Consider the following 21,346-nt stretch of genomic DNA (forward strand, 5'->3'; position numbering starts at 1 on the left):
GCCGCCTCGCCCTGTTCTGTCCCGTCGGGCCGGATAGGCCCGACGGAGCACCCGCCGCCTTGCGGCGGCAGGGGGCAATGCTGGTCTGTGCTTACTTGATGACCGTCTTGGCTTCCTTGACCAGCTCAGGCGACAGCGTGACGCCTTGCTTGGCAGCGGCGCCCGTGTTGACGAAGAGCTCCAGGTTGTCGCTGGTCTGCGAGGCGATCGCGCCCGGCTTCTCGCCCTTCAGGATGCGCACTACGACCTTGCCGGTCTGGTGGCCGAGGTCGCCGTAGTTGATGCCCAGCGCGGCCACGGCGCCACGCTTGACGCTGTCGGTATCGGCGGCCACCAGCGGGATCTTGGATTCGTTGGCGACCTTGACCAGGGACTCATACGCCGACACCACGTTGTTGTCGGTGTTGGTGTAGATCACGTCGACCTTGCCGATCAGGCTCTTGGCGGCCGGGCCGATGTCAACGGTACGCGGCGCGGCGGCTTCCTTGAGCGTCAGGCCGTCCTTGGCCAGCAGCTCCTTCAGTTCCTTGACCACGACCACCGAGTTGGCTTCGCCCGGGTTGTAGACCATGCCCACGGTCTTGGCCTTGGGCACCACGCGCTTGATCAGGGCGACCTGCTTGTCCAGCGGCAGCTTGTCCGACACGCCGGTCACGTTGGTGCCCGAGGCCGACCAGCTCTTGACCAGCTGCGCGGCGACCGGATCGGTCACGCCCGAGTACACCACCGGCACGGTCTTGGTGGCGGCAACCACGGCCTGGGCCGACGGCGTGGCGATGGCAACGATGGCGTTCGGGTTGTCGCCGACGAACTTGCGGGCGATCTGCGCCGCGGTGCCGGTGTTGCCCTGGGCACTCTGGTATTCCCACTTCAGGCTCTTGTCGGCGTCATAGCCGGCGGCCTTCAGTTCGGCGCGCACGCCGTCGCGGATGGCGTCCAGCGCGGGATGGTCAACGATCGACAGCACCTTGACGGTCTGGGCCTGCACGGCGCCGCCGTACAGCAGTGCCAGCGCCACGGCGCCGCCCAGGATGGACTTGGTTGCTGCGAGACCCCTGATGGACTTCATTGTCTGTTCTCCCCCGAAACTCGGTTCTGGATTGGATACGGCCGCGGATGGTTCGGTCCGCCGTCCTGGCCCGCGCGCATGCTGGCGTACGGTGCCGGTCCGGGCGGGCGCGGCGGCTTCCTGCGGCTGGAGGGAGCGTGCGCGGGCGCGTCGGATGCGACAGCGATAAGCCTGCGAGGATACCACTTCCCGCGCACGATATGGACAGTCATCATGCCGAAGTGGGGCATCGGATGCTGTCAGACGCCCGCAATCCGCCATCGAGGCGCATTTTATTGCGCGGGATTCATATTTTGCTTGTGGATTACCCTGATTGCGGCGGCGACATCTTCATGCAATTGCGCGATCCGGGTGTCGAGGCTTTCCTCGATCCCTGGCTTTCACCAGCATGATGAAAACGATGCGGCACGCGCCACGTAGTGGCGGTCAAAGCGGGGATCTTGAATTCACGTTTCGAAAAGATTCATGTCTTCCGATCGATATCCGGAATTTCAGATCAGCTAGCATTCATCCACCGTGGCAGCGCCGGGACACCCCTGGAAGAGGGCTTTGCCCCGAACTCTCCGGCACATCGCCGGATCCGCGAGCGATGAGATGGATTGTCCTCCGTGATGGCATCAAAACCTGTGAGGTTCGCTATGTATCGTGTCTTGAGTATTGCCGTGCTGGGGGTCTCGCTTGCGGCGTGCAGCAGCCCGGCCCCGACAGCTTCGGCGCCGGTTACCCAGCCCGCGTCGGTCCAGCCCGCGGCTTCCACTGAACCGGCGGCTGCCAGCAAGCCGGCAGCCAATGCCGTGGACCCGGCGGTGATCCAGGCCCTGAACAACATGGGCACCTACCTGTCGACGCTGAAGCGTTTCAGCGTCGATATCGACCTGGACGGAGAGCGCGTCCTGGCCGATGGCCAGAAGCTGCAGCATTCGGCGACCGCCAAGGTCGACATCGACCGGCCGAACAAGATGCGGGCGCAGATGCGAAGCGCGCGCGCGCAACGTGACCTGATCTACGACGGCAAGACCGTTACGCTCTACCAGCCGGCGCAAAAGTACTACGCGTCAGCCGGCGTGACGGAAAACCTTGGCGATCTGATCGTTCATCTGCGCCAGCGGTTCGGGATCGAGGTGCCGATCGGCGACCTGTTCCTGTGGGGAACGCCCGCGGCACCCGTGGACAACATCACCTCGGCCATGTATGCGGGCAGCGACTACATCGATGGCACCCTCTGCGATCACTATGCCTTGCGCCAGGAGGCGGTCGACTGGCAGATCTGGATTGCAAGCGGCAGCCGTCCGGTGCCGCGCAAGGTGGTGATGACCAACCGGGCTGACGAGGCACGTCCGCAGTCGGTAACCTGGCTGGACTGGAAGCTGAAGCCGGCTTTCAAGGATTCCGTCTTCCACTTCACGCCGCCGCAGGGCGCCCGTGAGGCCAAGTTCGTTCCGCTCAAGACCCAGTGAAGGAGAGGCACATGAAACGAGTCGAAACGTCCCTCCTCGCGGTCCTGGGTGCCGTCGTGCTTGCCACCTATGGCTGGGTGCCGCAGGCTGAAGCGCGTGGCGGCGGTCACGCCGCGGGGCGCGGCGGTGGTGGCGGCGGCGCACAGGTCAGCAACGTGCGGGCCGACGCGCGCACGAACAATGTCCGCAGCGCCAGCGTGAACAGTGTCAGTGCCAACCGGAATGTCAACGTCAATACGAACCGGAACGTCAACGTCAATGTCGACACGCATGGCGGATGCTGCGGCGGCTGGGACAATGACTACCATCCGGTTGCCACCGCTGCCGCCGTTACCGCAACGGTGGCTGTGACCGCTGCCGTGGTGGGGTCGGTCGTGCGCTCGGTCCCGCCAAGCTGCGTCCCAGTCAGCTATGGCGGCATGGTGTACCAGCAATGCGGCAGCACCTGGTATCAGCCGCAGGGAACCCAGTACGTCGTGGTGAATGCTCCGTACTGACGCGGCCGGCTGCGATGGGTTGAGCCGCGCCAGTCCTGCCTGACGGCGCCGGCTCAGCCGCGCAGCGCCGCGGCGCACTCGCGCACCAGCGCCGGGCCGCGGTAGATCAGGCCGCTGTAGACCTGCACCAGCTTCGCGCCGGCATCGATCTTGGCGCGCGCATCGGCGCCGCCGAAGATGCCGCCCACGCCGATGATCGGCACCGCGTCGCCGACCACGCCGTGCAGCGCGCGCACCACCCGGGTCGAGGCCTCGAACACCGGGCGGCCGGACAGGCCACCGGCTTCTTCAGCGTGGGGCAGGCCCTTGACCGCCTCGCGCGAGATGGTGGTGTTGGTGGCGATCACGCCGTCGATCTTGTGCCGCACCAGCGCGTCGCCGATGTTGCCGACCTGGTCGGCATCCAGGTCCGGCGCGATCTTCAGCGCCAGCGGCACGTAGCGCTTGTGCTGGTCGGCCAGGCGCTGCTGCGCGTCCTTCAGCGTCGACAGCAGGCTGTCCAGCTCGCTCGCGCCTTGCAGCTGGCGCAGGTTCTTGGTGTTGGGCGACGAGATATTGACCGTCACGTAGCTGGCGTGCGGGTAGACGCGCTCCAGGCAGTAGAGGTAGTCATCGTTGGCGCGCTCGATCGGCGTATCGGCGTTCTTGCCGATGTTCAGCCCCAGCACGCCGCCCTCGGCCTTCCAGCGCGAGGCCCGCACATTGGCGACAAAGGCATCGACGCCGCCGTTGTTGAAGCCCATGCGGTTGATCAGCGCATCTGCCTGCGGCAGCCGGAACATGCGCGGGCGCGGGTTGCCCGGCTGCGCGCGCGGCGTGACCGTGCCCACCTCGATAGAGCCGAAGCCGAGCGCGGCCAGCCCGTCGATATAGGCGCCGTCCTTGTCCAGCCCCGCGGCCAGGCCGACCGGGTTGGGGAAACGCACCCCCATGACCGTGCGCGGGTCGTCGGCGATCTTATTGCCGATGCAGCCGCCCAGGCCCATGCGGTGGGCGCGCAGCAGGTTGTTCAGCGTGAAATGGTGGGCGTCCTCGGCATCCATCGAGAACAGGGCCGGGCGAAACAGGGGGTAGAGCGCGTTGAGCACGTGAGGCAGGGCAGAGTGAATACCAGGCCCGCATTGTAGCGGCTGGGCCGCATACCCGGGCAGCGCGCGGACGGATGCCGCGACCCGCCTATTCCCGGGTGGGTGCAGGCGCGGCGGTGGCCGTATCCCCGGCTTCGTCCTCGAACGCATGCCAGTGGTTGCCGGTCAGCACCTGCAGCGGCCGGAAGCGTGCCTTGTAGGCCATCTTGCGGCTGTCGGCGATCCAGTAGCCCAGGTAGAGGTGCGGCAGGCCCAGCTCGCGCGTCTGGCGGATCTGCCACAGGATGTTGTAGGTGCCGTAGCTGGCGTTGCGTTCGAGCGGGTCGTAGAAGGTGTAGACCGACGACAGTCCGTCGTCGAGCACGTCGATCATGCTGACCATGCGCAGGCGCCCGGCCTCGGGCGAGCCCGGCGGTTCGCGGAACTCCACCAGACGGGAGTTGACGCGGCTCTGCAGCAGGAATTGTTCGTACTGGTCGCGGCTGTCCTGGTCCATGCCGCCGCCGGCGTGGCGCATCGACTGGTACAGCAGGTACAGCGAATAATGCTCTTCGACATAGGTCAGCGGCGCCACCAGTGCCTGCAGGTGCTGGTGGCGGCTCCAGGCGCGGCGCTGCGAGCGGTCCGGCGCGAACTGGTCGACCACCACGCGGCATGGCGTGCAGGCGTGGCATTCGTCGCAATACGGCCGGTAGGTGAAGATGCCGCTGCGGCGAAAGCCGGCGCGCACCAGGCGTGAATAGACGTCGGCATTGATCAGGTGCGCCGGGGTGGCGACCTGGGAGCGTGCCATGCGGCCGTCGAGATAGCTGCAAGCGTAGGGCGCCGTGGCATAGAACTGCAGCGCGGAGAGCGGAAGTTCCTTCAGCTTGCTCATGACTCAGGGGGCTCCGGGCGGGACGATGCGGCCGGACGCGCAGTCAGCGGGGCGCCCCGTGCCAGGTTTCAGCCGGCCGGCGCGGCTGGCGTCCCGGCCCAGCGCTCCAGCACCGATTTGTCGAACCGCCACGGGCTGATCGCCGGTTGCGCCGTCGCCGCCCGCACATGGGCCACGAATTCCGCGCGGGGGATCGGGCGCGCACCCAGCGAGGCCAGGTGGTCGGTTTCCTGCTGGCAGTCTATCATCGCCACGCCGTGATTGCCGAGGAACGCGCACAGCGCCGCCAGCGCAATCTTTGATGCATCGGTGCGGTGCGCGAACATCGATTCGCCGAAGAACATCCGCCCCAGCGCCACCCCATACAGGCCGCCCACGCGTTCGCCGCGGTACCAGCTTTCGACCGAATGGGCCATGCCGTTGCGGTGCAGCGTACCGTACGCGGCAATGATGTCGTCGGTGATCCAGGTGCCATCCTGGCCGTCGCGCGGCGTGGTCGCACAGGCGCGCATCACCGCCAGGAAGTCGTCGTCGACGCGGATCTCCCAGTCAGCATCGCGCAGCACGCGGCGCAGGGTCTTGCGCAGGTTGAGCGAGACGCGCAGCGCCGACGGGGGCAGCACCATGCGCGGATCGGTGCTCCACCACAGCACCGGCTGGCCACTCGAATACCACGGGAAGATGCCCTGGCGGTACGCCAGCAGCAGCCGCTGGGGCGACAGGTCGCGGCTGGCCGCCAGCAGGCCGGGGGCCTCGGAATCGGGCCCAAGCGCCTCGGCAACCGGCGGAAACGGATCTTGCGGGTCCAGCCAGGCAATCATGCGGGCTGCGCCGTAGGGCGATGCGCGGCAGCCGCGCCGCTCAGGGCGTGACCGTGGCCCGGCTGGTCAGCGGGCGCATCGGCTTGTCGATATCCAGGCTGTGCAGCCGGAAGCTGCCGTCCTGCAGCCGGCCGGCGGCGCGGTCGGCAAAGAAGCAGCGCAGGGTGTGGATCACGGTGGGGAACGCCAGTTCATCCCAGGGCACATCGGCCTCTTCCACCAGCTTGACCTCCAGGCTTTCCTCGCCGGGGGCGACATCCAGGTCGTCCAGCGTGGCCAGGTAGAAAAGATGCACCTGGTGCACATGCGGCACGTTCAGTATCGAGAACAGTTCCCCAACTTGCACGCGCGCGCCGGCTTCTTCCAGTGTCTCGCGCGAGGCGGCCTGCGCGGTGGTCTCGCCGATCTCCATGAAGCCCGCCGGCAGGGTCCAGAACCCGTAGCGCGGCTCGATCGCGCGCTTGCACAGCAGGATCTTGTCTTCCCACACCGGGATCGTGCCGACGACGTTGCGGGGATTGACGTAGTGGATGGTGCCGCAGTTGTCGCAAACACTGCGCGGGCGGTTGTCGCCGTCAGGCACGCGCAACACGACCGCATGACCACAGTTCGAGCAGAATTTCATGAGGGGCGTCCGGGAGGAATGGCGAAAGTGTATCACCCTCGCCGAGGGGGCCGGCAGGCATGATTGGGGCGGTGGGGCACCATCGGTCAACGCAACCTGCGTGCTGCACGGAGGGCAGCATCCGATTGCCAGCACCGGGGCAGCAGAAAACAAAAAACCCGCCAGAGGCGGGTTTATCTGCTTTAACGGCGCCACATGATACGCATCATGCGGTTGGTTGCGGGGGCAGGACTTGAACCTGCGACCTTCGGGTTATGAGCCCGACGAGCTGCCAACTGCTCCACCCCGCGTCCGTCGAAGAAAAGATTATATGGCATCCGGTTGCGCAATGCAACACTTGTTTAAAAATACCTTCCAGCGGTGAGCATTGCCGCCTGCCATAACGATTAGATCGCCGGCACGGGGCAGAGGTTCAGCCCTTTCCAGCGCTATTGGTTGTGCGCTGCCACAGCGCGGCTTCGAACTCGAAGCTGTCGCGTTGCTGCAGGTCGTCGCGCTGCCAGATCACGCGGTCGCGGCGTACCGTCAGCATCCAGGTGGTGGTGGCCAGCGGCGCCGGGTGGGAGAACGCGCGCGGGGTCAGCACCGCGCCGCAGGGGCCATGCTGGGGATCGCGCACGGAGGTGTAGCGGATCATGCCAAGGCCGGCCTCGCGCGCAATGCGGCCGAAGGCCTGGCAGGGCTCGTGGTGGTCGGGGTCGGTCCAGGTTGCGTGGTCCTGGTCGAACGGCGGTGTGTCCAGCGCCACGCCCCAGGTCTCGACGCGCACTTCGAACAGCGTCTGCGCGCGGGCGTCGATGCCCGGCAGCGCGGGGCTGTCGTTGAGGAAGCGCCAGCGCCAGTAGCCGAGTTCGGCGCAGGCGGTGCGGATCTCGTTGGCGCCGTAGAACACGCCCGGGTCCTGGCTGGCGCGAAAGCGCGAGCCCCAGGGCGAGGGCGGATAGCGGAACGGGGTGAACAGCAGGTAGTGCAGGTGGCGCGCCTCGGCGGGCACGGCGGGTTTGCCGGCGTCAAGCACGGCTTCCAGCACAGCCTGTTCTTCCAGGCTGTCGACCAGCGGCATGGTGGATACGACGTGCTGGGCCTCCACCGCCCGCCACAGCGTGAGCGCAAACTGCCGGCGCTCAGATGCGACCGCGGGTGGCGTCCAGGTAGTGAACGACACGGACCAGACCTTCCGTTGTGCGGATCATTTCAAGGGGCTTGCCGCCCAGCGCGAGGTTTTCATTGGTCAGCCATAGCCGGGCCTGGTCGCCGTGGCCCAGGATGGCATCCAGCGATCGGAAAAGGCGCACGAACAGCACGCCGAATTCCCACTCCTTGCGGTGCGCATCGAGCACATAGCCGCCAGATGCCATACGCGATACCGATGCCGTGCTGATGCCCAGCACGCTTGCCACGATGGCCTGGCTGATGCCGAGGAAGCCCGCGGCGCGCATCACCGCCTTGGTCAGCGTGGTGCCGGGGTCGGGGCCGCCGGCGGGATCGATTTCCGGAATCCGCCTGGATTGCATCGCCATCACTCCTGTTTCTTGAGAAATATTATAGGCGATGCCTTTCAGAAGGGAAGCGCTTGCTGAAAAGACCAGCAAGCAGCGGGGCGGCGTCAGTAGGTCTCGATATGGAGCCGGCCCTCCGCCTTCATGGCGGCCTCGATCTCCAGCCAGGCGTGCCCGGCGCCGGCGCACACCGCTTCGAATGCCTCCAGCACGCCTGCTTCCATGCCCTTCAGTCCGCAGATATAGACATGGCCGTTGGGATCGGCCAGCAGGGCGGCGGCGCTGTCCCCGGCCTCGCGGATCGCGTCCTGCACGTAGCGGCGCGGCGCGGCGGGGTCGCGCGAAAAGGCGAAATGGATGTCCAGGAAGTCCCTGGGCAGCTTCAGCAGCGGGCCGAAGTAGGGCAGTTCGTTGGCGTTGCGGGCGCCGAAGAACAGCATCCGGCGCCCGCCGAAGTGCGCCATGTTGCGGCGCATGCGCTCGGTCATGGCGCGCATCGGCGCCGAGCCCGTGCCGGTGCAGATCATCATGATGCTGGCCTCGGCATGGTTGGGCATCAGGAAGGTCGATCCGAACGGGCCCACCACCTGAACGTTGTCGCCCTTGGCCAGGTCGCACAGGTAGCTGGACGCGACGCCCCGCACCGGCTTGCCATCGTGGTCCTGGTCGACCCGTTTGACGGTCAGCGCCAGGTTGTTGTAGCCGGGGCGCTCGCCGTCGCGCGGGCTGGCCACCGAGTACAAGCGGATGTAGTGCGGCTTGCCCGACGCATCCGTGCCGGGCGGCACGATGCCGATCGACTGGCCTTCCAGGATCGGGAAGAAGTGCGTGCCGAAATCCAGCACGATATGGTGGATGTCGCTGGACGCGTCCTCGGCGGTCAGCCGGTAGTTGCCGGCCACGGTCGCGGTGACCGGTGCGCGCACGCCATGCAGGTTCACATAGGGATGGGCCGCCGACCACGGCGCACGCGGCGAGGTGTGGCGGCTGGTTTCCACGGACTGGATGACGGCGTCGGGTGCGGCGCCGGTTGCCGTGCCGCTGCCGAGGGTTGCCTGCGGTGCCTCACCCAGGTCGGCCAGTTCCGGCAGCGGCACCTCGGCCGGCAATTCGTCCCACAGCAATTGCGCCTCGATCGGGTAGGCCTGGCCGCGCAGCATGGTGCGCCAGTTGTCGATGGCGCCCGTCGGGCAGGGCGACAGGCAGGCGTTGCAGCCGTTGCACACGTCCGCCCTGACCACGTAGTTGCGGTCGTCGTGGGTGATGGCATCGATCGGACAGGTGTCCTCGCAGGTATTGCAGCGGATGCAGATTTCCGGATCGATCAGGTGCTGCTTGATGATGTCGGGGGCGCCCATGGCGTGTCTCCGGTGGCTCCTGGCCTGTCCTTGTGGTTCTGGTTCAGTTGAAACGCACGTACTCGAAATCCATCGGCTGGCGGTTGATGCCCACCGCCGGCGGCGCGATCCAGTTGGCGTACTTGCCCGGCTCCACCACGCGGCCCATCAGCGAGGCCACAAAGGCGCGGTCTTCATCGGTGGCCAGCCATTTGCGTTCGTTGGCCTTCCACTCGGCTTCGGAAATCAGCTGGCCCTCGGGCGAGACGTGCACATTGGCGAGCGTGCCGATCTTGCGGTTGAAGGCCTTGTGCGGCACGGTCAGGCGGAACGCGATGCCGGCCTTCTCGATGACCTTGTTCCAGCGCGCGACGCCGCCCATGCTGTCCTTGATGTAGTCGTCGCGCAGTACTTCATTGAGCGCATTGAGCATTGGCACCTCGCGCTCGCCCAGGTGGCCGTCGCGCACTTCCAGCACGCGGTAGACATCGCTCTTGAGCACGTGGTCGTCGGCGCGCTTGCCTTCCTCGAAGCGGCCCTTCAGGCCGGCGCTGTAGAAGGTGGCGGCGTTGGACGACTGGTCGGCGCCGAACAGGTCAATGGTGACGCTGTAGTGGAAGTTCAGGTAGCGCTGGATGGTCTCCAGGTCGATCACCCCGGCGGCGCGCACTTCGGCGGGGTCTTCGATGCCGCGTTCGCGCATCACCTCGCAGGTGCGCTGGATCACGCGCGACACGCCGGATTCACCCACGAACATATGATGCGCTTCCTCGGTCAGCATGAAGCGCGTGGTGCGCGCCAGCGGATCGAAGCCGGATTCGGCCAGCGCGCACAGCTGGAACTTGCCGTCGCGGTCGGTGAAGTAGGTGAACATGAAGAACGCCAGCCAGTCCGGGGTGCGCTCGTTGAAGGCGCCGAGGATGCGCGGATTGTCCTGGTCGCCCGAGCGGCGCTCCAGCAGCGCCTCGGCTTCCTCGCGGCCGTCGCGGCCGAAATAGCGGTGCAGCAGGTATACCATCGCCCACAGGTGGCGGCCTTCCTCCACATTGACCTGGAACAGGTTGCGCAGATCGTACAGGCTCGGCGCGGTCAGGCCCAGGTGGCGCTGCTGCTCGACCGAGGCGGGCTCGGTGTCGCCCTGCGTGACGATGATGCGGCGCAGGTTGGCGCGGTGCTCGCCCGGCACGTCCTGCCAGGTGGCTTCGCCCTTGTGCTCGCCGAAGTGGATCCTGCGCTCGGGGTCGGCCGGCTGCAGGAAGATGCCCCAGCGGTAGTCCGGCATCTTGACGTGGTCGAAGTGCGCCCAGCCCGATGGATCGACCGACACCGCGGTGCGCAGGTACACATCGAAGTTGTGCGAGCCGTCCGGTCCCATGTCGCGCCACCAGTCGAGGAACGCTGGTTGCCAGTGTTCCAGCGCGCGCTGCAGCGCGCGGTCGTCGGACAGGTTGACGTTGTTGGGAATCTTCTGGCTGTAGTCGATGCTCACGTGCTGTCTCCTTGTTGTCTGGCGGGGCCCGGGCGCTACACCCGGTCCCAGTCGAAGCGTGCCTTGTTGCCGCTGCCGAAGACCTTCAGCGCGCCGTACTCGCCGACGGCGTTGGGGCGCTGGAAGATCCAGTTCTGCCATGCGGTCAGGCGGCCGAAGATGCGCGTTTCCATGGTCTCGGCGCCGCCGAAGCGCAGGTTGGCTTCCATCCCGGTCAATGCATCCGGCGACAGGCTGGCGCGTTCTTCCAGGGCGATGCGGATTTCGTCCTCCCAGTCGATATCGTCGGGCGCGGCGGTGATCAGCCCGAGCGAGTCGGCGCTGAGCGCATCCAGCGGCGCGCCGATATGCTCGCGTACCGCCGTGAGCGCGGCCTCGTCGCCATAGAAGCGCGCCGCCAGCCGGGTTTGCCCGTTGGGCATGGGGTAGTGGCCGAAGTTGAGCGCGGACGCGAACACGCGCGGCGCATCGTCCGGGGCGTCGGGCAGGTGCAGCATGTAGCTGCGGTCGGCGGCCAGCGCCAGTTCCAGCAGCGTGCCGGCAAAGCAGGAATCGGCTTCGATCAGCGCGATCAGGCTGCGCGACGACACATCCAGCCGCGCCAGCGTGCGGCGCAGCATGCCGATGGTCTCGCGCACGAACCAGTGGCCGGCATGCGCCTGCAGCAGCGCGTCGGCGGCCAGCACCGCGGCCGAGTCGCCATCGGTCTTGAGCACCCAGATGCCGATATCCAGGTGGTTGGCGCGCAGTGTCAGGATGGCGTCGTCCAGTTCGCGCGCCATCTTCAGCGGCCACCATTGCGCGCCGGCCGCGACCACGCCGGCGAGATCCGCGGGCTGGTGCTTGTCGGGCCCGAACACGGTCAGCGTGGCCTTGCGCGCAGCGGGATCGACATGCACGCGCACGGTCTCGTAGCGGTAGCCGTCGGGCTCGATGGTGCGCGAAAGCGGTGTCAGCGTGATGCCATGGTGGCCCTGTGGCCGGTCGCTGGTGGCCGCCAGCGCCGCCGCGCGCTCGGCGATATGCTCGGCAAAGCGCGCCGGCTTGACCACTTCGTCAACCAGCTTCCAGTCCTTGGCGCGCTGGCCGCGCACGCCTTCCGTGGTGGTGCAGAAGATGTCTGCGTGGTCGCGGCGCACGTGGCGCTTGTCAGTCACGCGGGTCAGGCCGCCGGTGCCGGGCAGCACGCCGAGCAGCGGCACCTCGGGCAGGCTTACCGCGGACGAGCGGTCATCGACCAGCACGATCTCGTCGCACGCCAGCGCCAGTTCATAGCCGCCGCCGGCGGTGGTGCCGTTGCAGGCGGCGATGAACTTCAGCCCCGAGTGCCGGCTGGCATCCTCGATGGCATTGCGGGTCTCGTTGGTGAACTTGCAGAAGTTGACCTTCCACGCATGCGACGACAGCCCCAGCATGAAGATATTGGCGCCCGAGCAGAAGATGCGCTCGCGCGCGCTGGTCAGCACCACGGTGCGCACTTCGGGGTGTTCGAAGCGGATGCGCTGCAGCGCGTCGTGCAGTTCGATATCGACGCCAAGGTCGTAGGAATTGAGCTTCAGCGCGTAGCCGGGGCGCAGTCCGCCTTCCTCGTCGACGTCCATCGCCAGCGTGGCGACGGGGCCGTCGAAACTCAGTTTCCAGTGGCGGTACTGGTCGGGATGACGCTCGAAGGTGACGGGGGCGGGCGCATCTGACGGGGCGGCTGCCTGGTCAGGGCGCAGTGGGGCGGTTGCCGGCGCGGACATGGCTGTCTCCTGAGTGCACTATAGTGCCTTGCGGCTTTTGATGAAATATAGTGCATGGAGGCGGCCGGCGCAATGTCTTTGTCAGCCGTGCGCCGCCGGCAGGGTGGTTAGGCGCCGGCGGCCTGCAGTTGGGCGCGCAACTGTTGCAGCGAGGCGGCGGCGTCCTGGCCGCTGGTGTCGATCGAGATATCGGCGCGGTCATAGAGCGGCGCGCGTGCCTGCAGGATGCGGCGCAGGTCGGCCATGGCCTCGCGGTTGCCTTCCATCGGCCGCATGTCGCCCTGGGCCACCACGCGCGCCATGTGTTCCTCCGGCGAGGTGCGCACCCAGATGGTGTAGCACTGCGACAGCAGCAGGTTGAAGGTGGCCGGTTCAGAGACCAGGCTGCCCGGCGTGGCCAGCACCAGGCGGTCGTGCTCGCGCAGGGTGCGTTCCAGCGCGCGCATTTCGTAGCGGCGGTAGGCCGCCTGGCCGTAGAGCGAATGGATTTCCGACAGGCTGGCGCCGGCTTCCTGCTCGATCACGGTGTTCAGTTCGACAAAGGGCACGTCCCTGGCCGCTGCCAGCGCGCGGCCCAGGGTGGACTTGCCGGCGCCGCGCAGGCCGATCAGCGCGATGCGGCGGTGGCGCGCATCGCCGGACTCTGCGGGGGCCAGTGCATGGCGGCAGGCTTCACGCACGCGCGCCAGATCGCCCGCGGGCAACTGCGCCAGCCATTGCACCATCTGCGCAAACGCGGTGGCCTGCTCGCCTTTCAGGCCGTCCACTTCGGCCAGCACCACCGGCAGCGGCACGTCGAGCGCGCGCGCCACCTGGCGCAGCAGCAGCACCGACGCATTGCCGGTGCCGGTTTCCAGGTTGGCCAGGTAGCGCTCGGACACGCCGGCGCCGCGCGCCAGGTCCTTGCGCGACATGCCGCGCGAGGCGCGCAGCGAGCGGATGCGCTCGCCCAGCAGCGTCAGGTAGGGGTCGCGCTCGGCGTTGGCGGCTGCGGCGGGCGCATCCCCGGCAGGGCGCGCGTCGGCTTCGGTCTCGTTGGCGGGCAGCGGGGTGGGATCGCGGCGCATGGTGGTGGTTTCGGGTTGACCGGCAGAAAAAGCAAGGGCGCATTATACGAGCAGCCCTGGTGCGCCAAGTGGCGCGGCAGGCAGTCGGTTCGATAAAGCCTGTCCTATAGTGCATCCCCTCGCTTGCATAATAGTTGATATGAAATAAAATGCATCAACAAGCGGATGCCGGCATGCACATTGGCGGACATCGGCAAACAGAACAGCGACTGGACTGACGCTGGCGCGGCGCCCGTGGCCCGCGGCGCGACACCAAGGAGTGGAGACAATGACGCCCCCCAATACCGCCGCCGGCATGCCAGCGGCAGCATCGCCCGTGCTGCCGGATGTTCCACCCGCTACCGATGTCGTGGCGGCACTGCCCACCCGCTACAACGCCGCCGAGGACCTGCTGTCGCGCAATCTGGAGGCAGGGCGCGGGGGCAAGACTGCCTACATCGACGACACCACCTCGCTGACTTACGCCGAGCTCGATGCCCGCGCCCGCCGTTTTGCCGGCGCGCTGCGCGACGCGGGCTTCCGCCAGGAAGAGCGGCTGCTGCTGTGCGCGCTCGATACCATTGATTTCCCCACGGTATTTCTCGGCTGCCTGCTGGCGGGCGTTGTGCCGGTGGCGGTCAATACCCTGCTGACCGCGGACGATTACGCCTACATGCTTGGCCACAGCGGCGCGCGCGCCGTGGTGGTGTCGGAGCCGCTGCTGCCGGTGATGAAGGCGGCCATCGAGAAGAGCGGGCTGGCGCCGATGGTGATCCAGGCGGCGCCGCATGCCGATGGCGCGCCGGCGTGCAGCGTGGGCGCGATGCTGGCGCGCACGCGTTCCCCCGCGCAGACCGTGCGCAGCGGCCCGGACGACATGGCGTTCTGGCTGTATTCGTCGGGCTCGACCGGACGGCCCAAGGGCACCGTGCACACGCATGGCAACCTGTTCCATACGGCTGACCTGTATGCCCGCCAGGTGCTGGGCATCCGCGAAGACGACATGGTGTTCTCGGCCGCCAAGCTGTTCTTTGCCTACGGGCTGGGCAATGCGCTAACCTTTCCGATGTCGGTCGGCGCCACCACCGTGCTGATGGCCGAGCGGCCCACGCCGGCGGCCGTGTTCAGGCGGCTGCGCGAGCAGCGGCCCACGGTGTTCTGCGGCGTGCCCACGCTGTTTGCGGGCATGTTGGCGGCGCCTGAGCTGCCGCCGCGCGCCGAGGTGGCGTTGCGTGTATGCACCTCTGCCGGCGAGGCCCTGCCGCGCGATATCGGCGAACGCTTCCTGGCGCATTTCGGCTGCGACATCCTGGATGGCATCGGCTCCACCGAGATGCTGCATATCTTCTTGTCGAACCGGCCGGGTGAGGTGCGCTACGGCACCACCGGCAAGCCGGTGCCAGGCTACGCGCTGAAGCTGCTGGACGAGCGCGGCGAGCCGTGCGCGCCCGGCGAGATCGGCGATCTCTATATCAAGGGCCCCAGTGCCGCGCTGATGTACTGGTGCAACCGCGACAAGAGTCGCGATACCTTTGTCGGCGAATGGACGCGCAGCGGCGACAAGTACCTGTGCGATGCCGATGGCTACTACACCTATGCCGGCCGCAGCGACGACATGCTCAAGGTCGGCGGCATCTACGTGTCGCCGTTCGAGGTCGAGGCCGCGCTGGCGCAGCACCCGGCCGTGCTGGAGGCGGCGGTGATCGGGGTCACGGATGCCGACGAACTGGTCAAGCCCAAGGCCTTTGTCGTGCTGCGGCCCGGCCAACAATGGCATGACGGCATGGCGGCGGAACTGCAGGCCTTTATCAAGTCGCGCCTCGCGCCGTACAAGTACCCGCGCCAGATCGAATGCGTGCCCGAACTGCCCAAGACCGCGACCGGCAAGATCCAGCGTTTCCGCCTGCGCCAGCGCGAGCAAGCCGCGCGGGAGGCGGCGCAATGAAGCGCCCGTAGCTTCTGGACATTCCTTCTGAACCGATGCAAGACAATAGCGTGCCCATGCAAAGCAGCCTGGTGGAAATTCCCTTCGACAACCGCCGTATCCGGATCGAGTACCAGTGGCTGCGACCTGAACGCGCGCAGCGCCCGCTGGTGGTGTTCCTGCATGAGGGGCTGGGCTCGGTCAGCATGTGGCGCGATTTTCCGCGTGAATTTTGTGAAGCCGGCGACTATCGTGGCCTGGTGTTCTCGCGCTACGGCTACGGACGTTCGACGCCGCGGCCGCACGACGAAAAATGGCGTCCCGACTTCATGCATCGCCAGGCATGCGAGGCGCTGCCCGCATTGTTCGACGCGCTCGACATCGGTCCCGGCCGCGCGCACGGCATGCCCTGGCTGCTGGGTCACAGCGACGGCGGCTCGATCGCGCTGATCCACGCCGCCAGCTTTCCACAGGCGGTTGCCGGCATCACCGTGCTGGCGCCGCATATCGTGGTCGAAGACCTGTCGGTGCGCAGCATCGCGGGCACGCGCCGGGCTTACCTGGAAACCGACCTGCGCCAGCGGCTGGCGCGCCATCATGACGACGTCGATTCGGCCTTCTGGGGTTGGAACGATATCTGGCTCGACCCCGAATTCCGCCAGTGGGACCTGCGTCCGCTGCTGTCTGGGCTGCGCTGCCCGGTGCTGGCGGTGCAGGGCGAGGACGACGTGTACGGCACCATGGCGCAGATCGAGGGTATCCATCGATATGCCCCCCAGACCACCTTGCTTAAACTCGCGCGATGCGGGCATTCGCCACACCGGGACCAAAAAGAACCGTTGACGCTGGCTGCCGTTCGGCATATAAATCTGCATACTTCAAACCTAAAATAATTCGGCTTCCCGCCTGTTGCGAAGGGTCCTCACGGTGCATGCGCCAGCGCGGGACACGGCAAGGGCAGGGGTGACCGGCAACGGTCCAGCGAGCCACCGGCTTGACCACCAGGAGACACCATGCGTCGCTTCACCTCGCGCAGGCTTGCGCCTGCCTGCCTTGCCGTCGCCACCGTCTTTGCCATGGCCGGCGCGTCCGCGCAGCCAGCAGCCCCCGCACCCGCTGCACCCGGGGGAAAGATCAAGGTCGGCTTCATGCTGCCGTACACCGGCACCTACGCGGCCCTGGGGACGGCCATCGAGAACGGCTTCCGCATGTACGTGCAGCAGCAGGGCGGCAAGCTTGGCGGACGCGACATCGAGTACTTCAAGGTCGACGATGAATCCGATCCGGCCAAGGCGCCGGAGAACGCCACCAAGCTGGTCAAGCGCGACCAGGTCGACGTGGTGGTCGGCACGGTGCATTCGGGCGTGCAGATGGGCATCGTCAAGGTGGCCAAGGAGAACAACACGCTGCTGATCATTCCCAATGCCGGCGTGGATGAGGCAACAGGTCCGCTGTGCGGCCCCAATATCTTCCGCACCTCGTTCTCGAACTGGCAGCCGGGCTACGCCATGGGCCAGGTGCTGGGCGAGCGCGGCCTGAAGAAGGTGGTGACGCTGACCTGGAAGTACGCCGCCGGCGAACAGTCGGTGAAGGGCTTCAAGGAAGCGTTCGAGGCCAAGGGCGGCAAGGTGGTGAAGGAACTGAACCTGCCGTTCCCCAATGTCGAGTTCCAGGCGCTGATCACCGAAGTGGCGTCGCTCAAGCCTGACGCCGTGTTCGTGTTCTTTGCCGGCGGCGGCGCGGTCAAGTTTGTCAAGGACTGGGCTGCGGCGGGGCTCAAGGACAAGATTCCGCTGTACGGCTCGGGCTTCCTGACCGACGGCACGCTCGAAGCACAGGGCAACGCCGCGCAGGGGCTGGAAACCACGCTGCACTACGCCGATGGCCTGACCAACCCGCGCGACAAGAACTTCCGCCTGGACTACGCCAAGACCTACAAGCTGCAGCCGGACGTGTACGCAGTGCAGGGCTACGATGCCGCCCAGCTGCTGGCCGCCGGCGCCACGGCGGTGAAGGGCGACATGACGCGCAAGGCCGACCTGTACAAGGCCATGGGCGCGGCCAGGATCGACAGCCCGCGCGGCGCCTTCACGCTGTCCAAGGCGCATAACCCGGTGCAGGATTTCTACCTGCGCAAGGTCGACGGGCGCGAGAACAAGGTCAGCTCGGTGGCCGTCAAGGCACTGGCCGACCCGGCCCGCGGCTGCCGCCTCTGATCGGCTCTTCCGGAGCAGCCTGATACCGCGCCTTCGTCCTCCAGGGACAGGCGCGGTGGCGGCTGACGCAACATGGATATCGTCTCCTTCCTGATCCAGTGCCTGAACAGCGTCCAGTACGGCCTGCTGCTGTTCCTGGTGGCCAGCGGCCTGACGCTGATCTTCGGCATCATGGGCGTGATCAACCTCGCCCACGGCAGCTTCTACATGCTCGGCGCCTACCTGGCCTTCACGCTCGCCGGCCTGACCGGCAACCTGTTTATCGCCATCCCGCTCGGCATCGTGCTGGCGGTGGCATTCGGCTACGTGCTGGAATGGGCCTTCTTCAGCTACCTGTATGAGCGCGACCACCTGCAGCAGGTGCTGATGACCTACGGGCTGATCCTGGTGTTCGAGGAGTTGCGCAGCATCCTGGTCGGCGATGACGTGCACGGCGTGCAGGTGCCTGCGCTGCTGGACGGCTCGTTGGCGATCGGCAACGACATGACCTATCCGGTGTACCGCCTCTTTATCTCCGCGGTATGCCTGGTGGTGGCCCTGGCGATGTACTACGTGATCCGGCGCACCCGGCTGGGCATGATGATCCGCGCCGGCGCCACCAACCGCGAGATGGTGCAGTCGCTGGGCATCAACATCACGGTGCTGTACCGTTTCGTGTTCGCGCTGGGCGTGGCGCTGGCAGTGCTGGCCGGCATGATCGCCGCGCCGGTGTCGTCGGTCTATCCGGGCATGGGCGCGCAGGTGCTGATCGTCTGCTTCGTGGTGGTGGTGATCGGCGGCATCGGCTCGGTCAAGGGCGCGCTGGTGGCGTCGCTGCTGCTGGGCTTCGTCGATACCTTCGGCAAGGTGTTCTGGCAGGAGGCGGCCGGCGTGCTGATCTACCTGCTTATGGCGGTGATCCTGCTGTGGAAGCCGCAGGGGCTGTTCAAGGCAGGATGACATGAACCCGACGACATTGCCGGCGCGCCGGCACTCCTTGCGCAATGCCACGCTGGCCACCGGGCTGGGCTGGCTGGTGGCGTTCGCGGTGCTGGCGGCACTGCCGCTGCTGCTGACCGCGGACAGCAACAAGTTCTACATCGAGCTGCTCAGCAAGGTGATGATCATGGCGATCTTCGCGCTGTCGCTGCAGCTGCTGATCGGCTACACCGGGCTGGTCAGCCTGGGCCATGCCGCGTACTTCGCCATGGCGGCGTATGCCACCGCAATCCTGGCGCCGCAGGCCGGCCCGGGCAACGGCTGGCTGCTGCTGGCGGGTGCGCTGGCCGCGTCCGCGCTGCTGGCGCTGGTGGTGGGGGCGCTGGTGCTGCGCACCCGCGGCGTGTATTTCATCATGGTCACGCTGGCGTTCGCGCAGATGGTGTATTTCGTCTTCCATGACACCAAGATCGCGGGCGGCAGCGACGGCACCTATATCTACTTCCGGCCGGAATTCCCGGTGCCTGGCGAGCACCTGCTGACGGTCAACGATCCCACGCATTTCTACTGGATGGTATGGATCGGGCTGGTGCTGACGGTAGCGGTGCTGGCGCTGGTGCTGCGCTCGCGCTTCGGGCACGCGCTGGTCGGCATCCGCCACAACGAGCAGCGCATGCGCGCGGCCGGCTATGCCACCTACCGCTACCAGCTTGGCGCCTTTGTCGCGGGCGGGCTGCTGGCGGGGCTGGCCGGGTTTCTGTATGCGATCCAGTTTGGCTTCGTCAATCCGGAGATCGCGTCGTGGCACCAGTCCGGCAACGCCATGCTGATGGTGATCCTGGGAGGCGTGGGCAGCCTGGCCGGCGCGGTGCTGGGCGCGTTCTCGTTCGTGCTGCTGGCCGAGTGGTTCAGCACCCTGACCAAGCACTGGCAGCTGCTGATGGGCGGCTTCATCATCGTCGCGGTGGCACTGCTGCCGCGCGGACTGGTCAGCCTGCCGTCGGTGTTGCGGCACGGTCGCCGCGGACGCCGCAATGGCGATGCCGGCACCGGCACGGATGAGGCCGCGGGCGCCGCGGACAGCCGCCGCGAAGGACGCCGCAATACGGAGGCCGCATGACATCGCAAGGAACCCCGATCCTGCAGGCGCAGCAACTGACCCGGCGCTTCGGCGGCCTGACCGCCGTGGCGGGCGTCGACCTGTCGCTGGAGTTGCATGAGATCCATGCCGTGATCGGCACCAACGGCGCGGGCAAGTCCACGCTGATCAATATGCTGTCTGGCGAACTGCCGCCGTCGTCCGGCCGCCTGCACCTGAAGGGCGAGGACGTGACCGGCTGGTCGCAGCCGCGGCTGGCGCGCCATGGGGTCGGGCGCAGCTACCAGCGCAACAATATCTTCCTGCCGCTGACGGTGCGCGAAAACTGCCGGCTCGCCGCGCAATCGCGCGCGCAGCGCGCGTGGCGGCTGTGGGAAAGCGCCCAGGGCTGCCGCACCAGCGCCACGCTGGCCGACGAGGCCCTGGAGCGGGCCGGCCTGGCACCGCTGGCGGACCGGCTCGCCAGCGACCTGGCGCATGGCCAGAAGCGCCAGCTGGAGGTGGCGATGTGCCTGGCCACGCAGCCGGTCGCATTGCTGCTGGACGAGCCGCTGGCCGGCATGGGCGCGGAAGAGTCGGCGCGGATGCTGGCGCTGCTGCGCGGCCTGCGCGAGGGCCACGCCATCCTGCTGGTCGAGCATGACATGGACGCGGTGTTCTCGGTCGCCGACCGCATCACCGTGATGGTCAACGGCGCCGTGATTGCCACTGGCAGCCCCGAGGCGATCCGGACCAACCACGAGGTCCAGGTCGCTTACCTGGGCGAGGAAGAGAGCGAGGCCGCATGAATGCCCCGATGATCGAAGCCACCGGCATCAACGCCTGGTATGGCTCCAGCCACGTGCTGCGCGACGTCGACTTCACCGTGGGCGTGGGCGAAACGGTCGGGCTGCTGGGCCGCAACGGCATGGGCAAGAGCACGCTGCTGCGCACGCTGCTGGGCCATGTGCGCCAGCGCCAGGGGCAGATCCGCGTGGCTGGCCGCGACGTCTCGCGCGCGCAGCCGTTCGAGGTCGCGCGCCTGGGCGTGGCCTACGTGCCGGAGGGCCGCGGCATTTTCCCCAGCCTGTCGGTGCGTGAAAACCTGCTGATGGCCGCGCGCAAGGGCTGCAACGGCCGCAACGACTGGGACGAGGCGCGCGTGCTCGACTTGTTCCCGCGGCTGAAGGAACGCCTGTCCCATGGCGGCCAGCAGTTGTCCGGCGGCGAGCAGCAGATGCTGTCCATCGGCCGCGCGCTGATGACCAATCCCGACTGCCTGGTGCTGGACGAGGCCACCGAAGGGCTGGCCCCGCGCATCGTGCGCGAGATCTGGGCGGTCATCGCCACCGTGCGCGGCACCGGCATCGCCTCGGTCGTGGTCGACCGCAATTTCCGCTCGGTGCTGGCCCACGCCGACCGCGCCGTGGTGCTGGAAAAGGGCCGGGTGGTGATGTCTGGCCCCGCGTCGGATCTTGCCGGCAAGCCCGAAGCGCTGGACCGCTATCTGGGCGTTTGAGGTGGAAAGCGCCGCATAAGACCCTTATGTTGTCCTGCCGCAACGCTGCTTGCGGGCGCAAGGACACGCTGTTTTGCTCTCCCGGGGCTTGACCATCCGCCGCTTCCCTCCCATCCTTGCGAAGTCACGAAAGCGGCATCC

At 67.2% G+C, this 21,346-nt stretch carries 21 protein-coding genes and 1 tRNA gene; 10 read left to right on the forward strand and 12 right to left on the reverse strand.

Annotated features, from left to right (window positions below):
- Positions 1-91: 91 nt before the first annotated feature.
- On the reverse strand, positions 92-1,069 hold the full coding sequence (locus AC1Q7H_RS27205; RefSeq protein ID WP_013956413.1) for an ABC transporter substrate-binding protein: 978 nt from the start codon (positions 1,067-1,069) through the stop codon (positions 92-94).
- 200 nt (positions 1,070-1,269) lie between these two features.
- Between AC1Q7H_RS27205 and AC1Q7H_RS27210 the strand changes: the two genes are divergently transcribed.
- The 3 genes from AC1Q7H_RS27210 to AC1Q7H_RS27220 all read left to right on the forward strand — a co-directional run bounded on the left by AC1Q7H_RS27210 (position 1,270) and on the right by AC1Q7H_RS27220 (position 3,023).
- Entirely contained in the window at positions 1,270-1,461 is a 192-nt protein-coding gene (locus tag AC1Q7H_RS27210; RefSeq protein ID WP_148271572.1) for a hypothetical protein, read from the forward strand.
- Between the two features lie 246 nt (positions 1,462-1,707).
- Positions 1,708-2,526 carry a DUF2092 domain-containing protein gene (locus tag AC1Q7H_RS27215; RefSeq protein WP_013956414.1) on the forward strand — a complete coding sequence of 273 codons (819 nt, stop codon included), beginning with the start codon at positions 1,708-1,710 and terminating at the stop codon, positions 2,524-2,526.
- Positions 2,527-2,537: 11 nt separating this feature from the next.
- Positions 2,538-3,023: a hypothetical protein gene (locus AC1Q7H_RS27220; RefSeq protein ID WP_013956415.1), complete on the forward strand. Its 486-nt coding sequence runs from the start codon at positions 2,538-2,540 to the stop codon at positions 3,021-3,023.
- A gap of 53 nt (positions 3,024-3,076) precedes the next feature.
- On the opposite strand, the gene AC1Q7H_RS27225 is transcribed toward AC1Q7H_RS27220, so the two are convergent.
- From AC1Q7H_RS27225 to AC1Q7H_RS27275, 11 genes are all read right to left on the reverse strand, one after another.
- Entirely contained in the window at positions 3,077-4,111 is a 1,035-nt protein-coding gene (locus tag AC1Q7H_RS27225) for a quinone-dependent dihydroorotate dehydrogenase (RefSeq protein ID WP_114136441.1), read from the reverse strand.
- Between the two features lie 88 nt (positions 4,112-4,199).
- A complete protein-coding gene (locus AC1Q7H_RS27230; protein WP_013956417.1) occupies positions 4,200-4,988 on the reverse strand; it encodes an arginyltransferase in 789 nt (262 codons plus the stop codon).
- 68 nt (positions 4,989-5,056) lie between these two features.
- Positions 5,057-5,809: a leucyl/phenylalanyl-tRNA--protein transferase gene (aat, locus tag AC1Q7H_RS27235; protein ID WP_013956418.1), complete on the reverse strand. Its 753-nt coding sequence runs from the start codon at positions 5,807-5,809 to the stop codon at positions 5,057-5,059.
- A 40-nt stretch (positions 5,810-5,849) separates the two neighbouring features.
- On the reverse strand, positions 5,850-6,434 hold the full coding sequence (locus AC1Q7H_RS27240) for an NUDIX hydrolase (RefSeq protein ID WP_153956161.1): 585 nt from the start codon (positions 6,432-6,434) through the stop codon (positions 5,850-5,852).
- 214 nt (positions 6,435-6,648) lie between these two features.
- A tRNA-Met gene (locus tag AC1Q7H_RS27245) sits at positions 6,649-6,724 on the reverse strand.
- Between the two features lie 122 nt (positions 6,725-6,846).
- Positions 6,847-7,599, reverse strand: a complete 753-nt coding sequence (locus AC1Q7H_RS27250; protein WP_013956420.1) for an RES family NAD+ phosphorylase — start codon at positions 7,597-7,599, stop codon at positions 6,847-6,849.
- Positions 7,559-7,948 carry an MbcA/ParS/Xre antitoxin family protein gene (locus AC1Q7H_RS27255; RefSeq protein ID WP_013956421.1) on the reverse strand — a complete coding sequence of 130 codons (390 nt, stop codon included), beginning with the start codon at positions 7,946-7,948 and terminating at the stop codon, positions 7,559-7,561. Before AC1Q7H_RS27255 ends, AC1Q7H_RS27250 begins: the two co-directional genes overlap by 41 nt.
- A gap of 92 nt (positions 7,949-8,040) precedes the next feature.
- Positions 8,041-9,291, reverse strand: a complete 1,251-nt coding sequence (boxA, locus tag AC1Q7H_RS27260) for a benzoyl-CoA 2,3-epoxidase subunit BoxA (protein ID WP_013956422.1) — start codon at positions 9,289-9,291, stop codon at positions 8,041-8,043.
- Between the two features lie 43 nt (positions 9,292-9,334).
- Positions 9,335-10,759: a benzoyl-CoA 2,3-epoxidase subunit BoxB gene (gene boxB / locus AC1Q7H_RS27265; RefSeq protein ID WP_013956423.1), complete on the reverse strand. Its 1,425-nt coding sequence runs from the start codon at positions 10,757-10,759 to the stop codon at positions 9,335-9,337.
- 35 nt (positions 10,760-10,794) lie between these two features.
- Positions 10,795-12,504 carry a 2,3-epoxybenzoyl-CoA dihydrolase gene (boxC, locus tag AC1Q7H_RS27270; RefSeq protein WP_013956424.1) on the reverse strand — a complete coding sequence of 570 codons (1,710 nt, stop codon included), beginning with the start codon at positions 12,502-12,504 and terminating at the stop codon, positions 10,795-10,797.
- A 107-nt stretch (positions 12,505-12,611) separates the two neighbouring features.
- The gene (locus tag AC1Q7H_RS27275; RefSeq protein ID WP_013956425.1) at positions 12,612-13,571 is read right to left on the reverse strand and encodes a helix-turn-helix transcriptional regulator; all 960 of its coding nucleotides are present in this window, start codon (positions 13,569-13,571) and stop codon (positions 12,612-12,614) included.
- 268 nt (positions 13,572-13,839) lie between these two features.
- Here AC1Q7H_RS27275 and AC1Q7H_RS27280 point away from each other — a divergent pair, with 268 nt between their 5' ends.
- The 7 genes from AC1Q7H_RS27280 to AC1Q7H_RS27310 all read left to right on the forward strand — a co-directional run bounded on the left by AC1Q7H_RS27280 (position 13,840) and on the right by AC1Q7H_RS27310 (position 21,205).
- Complete coding sequence (locus AC1Q7H_RS27280) at positions 13,840-15,495, forward strand: benzoate-CoA ligase family protein (RefSeq protein WP_153956162.1); 1,656 nt, start codon at positions 13,840-13,842, stop codon at positions 15,493-15,495.
- A 56-nt stretch (positions 15,496-15,551) separates the two neighbouring features.
- A complete protein-coding gene (locus tag AC1Q7H_RS27285) occupies positions 15,552-16,367 on the forward strand; it encodes an alpha/beta fold hydrolase (RefSeq protein ID WP_228772678.1) in 816 nt (271 codons plus the stop codon).
- A 120-nt stretch (positions 16,368-16,487) separates the two neighbouring features.
- Complete coding sequence (locus AC1Q7H_RS27290; protein WP_013956428.1) at positions 16,488-17,690, forward strand: ABC transporter substrate-binding protein; 1,203 nt, start codon at positions 16,488-16,490, stop codon at positions 17,688-17,690.
- 72 nt (positions 17,691-17,762) lie between these two features.
- Positions 17,763-18,629 (forward strand): branched-chain amino acid ABC transporter permease, encoded by an 867-nt coding sequence (locus AC1Q7H_RS27295; RefSeq protein WP_153956163.1) that lies wholly within the window; start codon positions 17,763-17,765, stop codon positions 18,627-18,629.
- 1 nt (position 18,630) lies between these two features.
- Entirely contained in the window at positions 18,631-19,728 is a 1,098-nt protein-coding gene (locus AC1Q7H_RS27300; protein WP_013956430.1) for a branched-chain amino acid ABC transporter permease, read from the forward strand.
- Positions 19,725-20,495 (forward strand): ABC transporter ATP-binding protein, encoded by a 771-nt coding sequence (locus tag AC1Q7H_RS27305; protein ID WP_013956431.1) that lies wholly within the window; start codon positions 19,725-19,727, stop codon positions 20,493-20,495. Before AC1Q7H_RS27300 ends, AC1Q7H_RS27305 begins: the two co-directional genes overlap by 4 nt.
- On the forward strand, positions 20,492-21,205 hold the full coding sequence (locus tag AC1Q7H_RS27310; protein ID WP_013956432.1) for an ABC transporter ATP-binding protein: 714 nt from the start codon (positions 20,492-20,494) through the stop codon (positions 21,203-21,205). The genes AC1Q7H_RS27305 and AC1Q7H_RS27310 overlap by 4 nt, the downstream gene beginning before the upstream one ends.
- The last annotated feature ends 141 nt before the right edge of the window (positions 21,206-21,346 follow it).

Source organism: Cupriavidus sp. GW823-FHT06D04 (genome assembly GCF_058795055.1).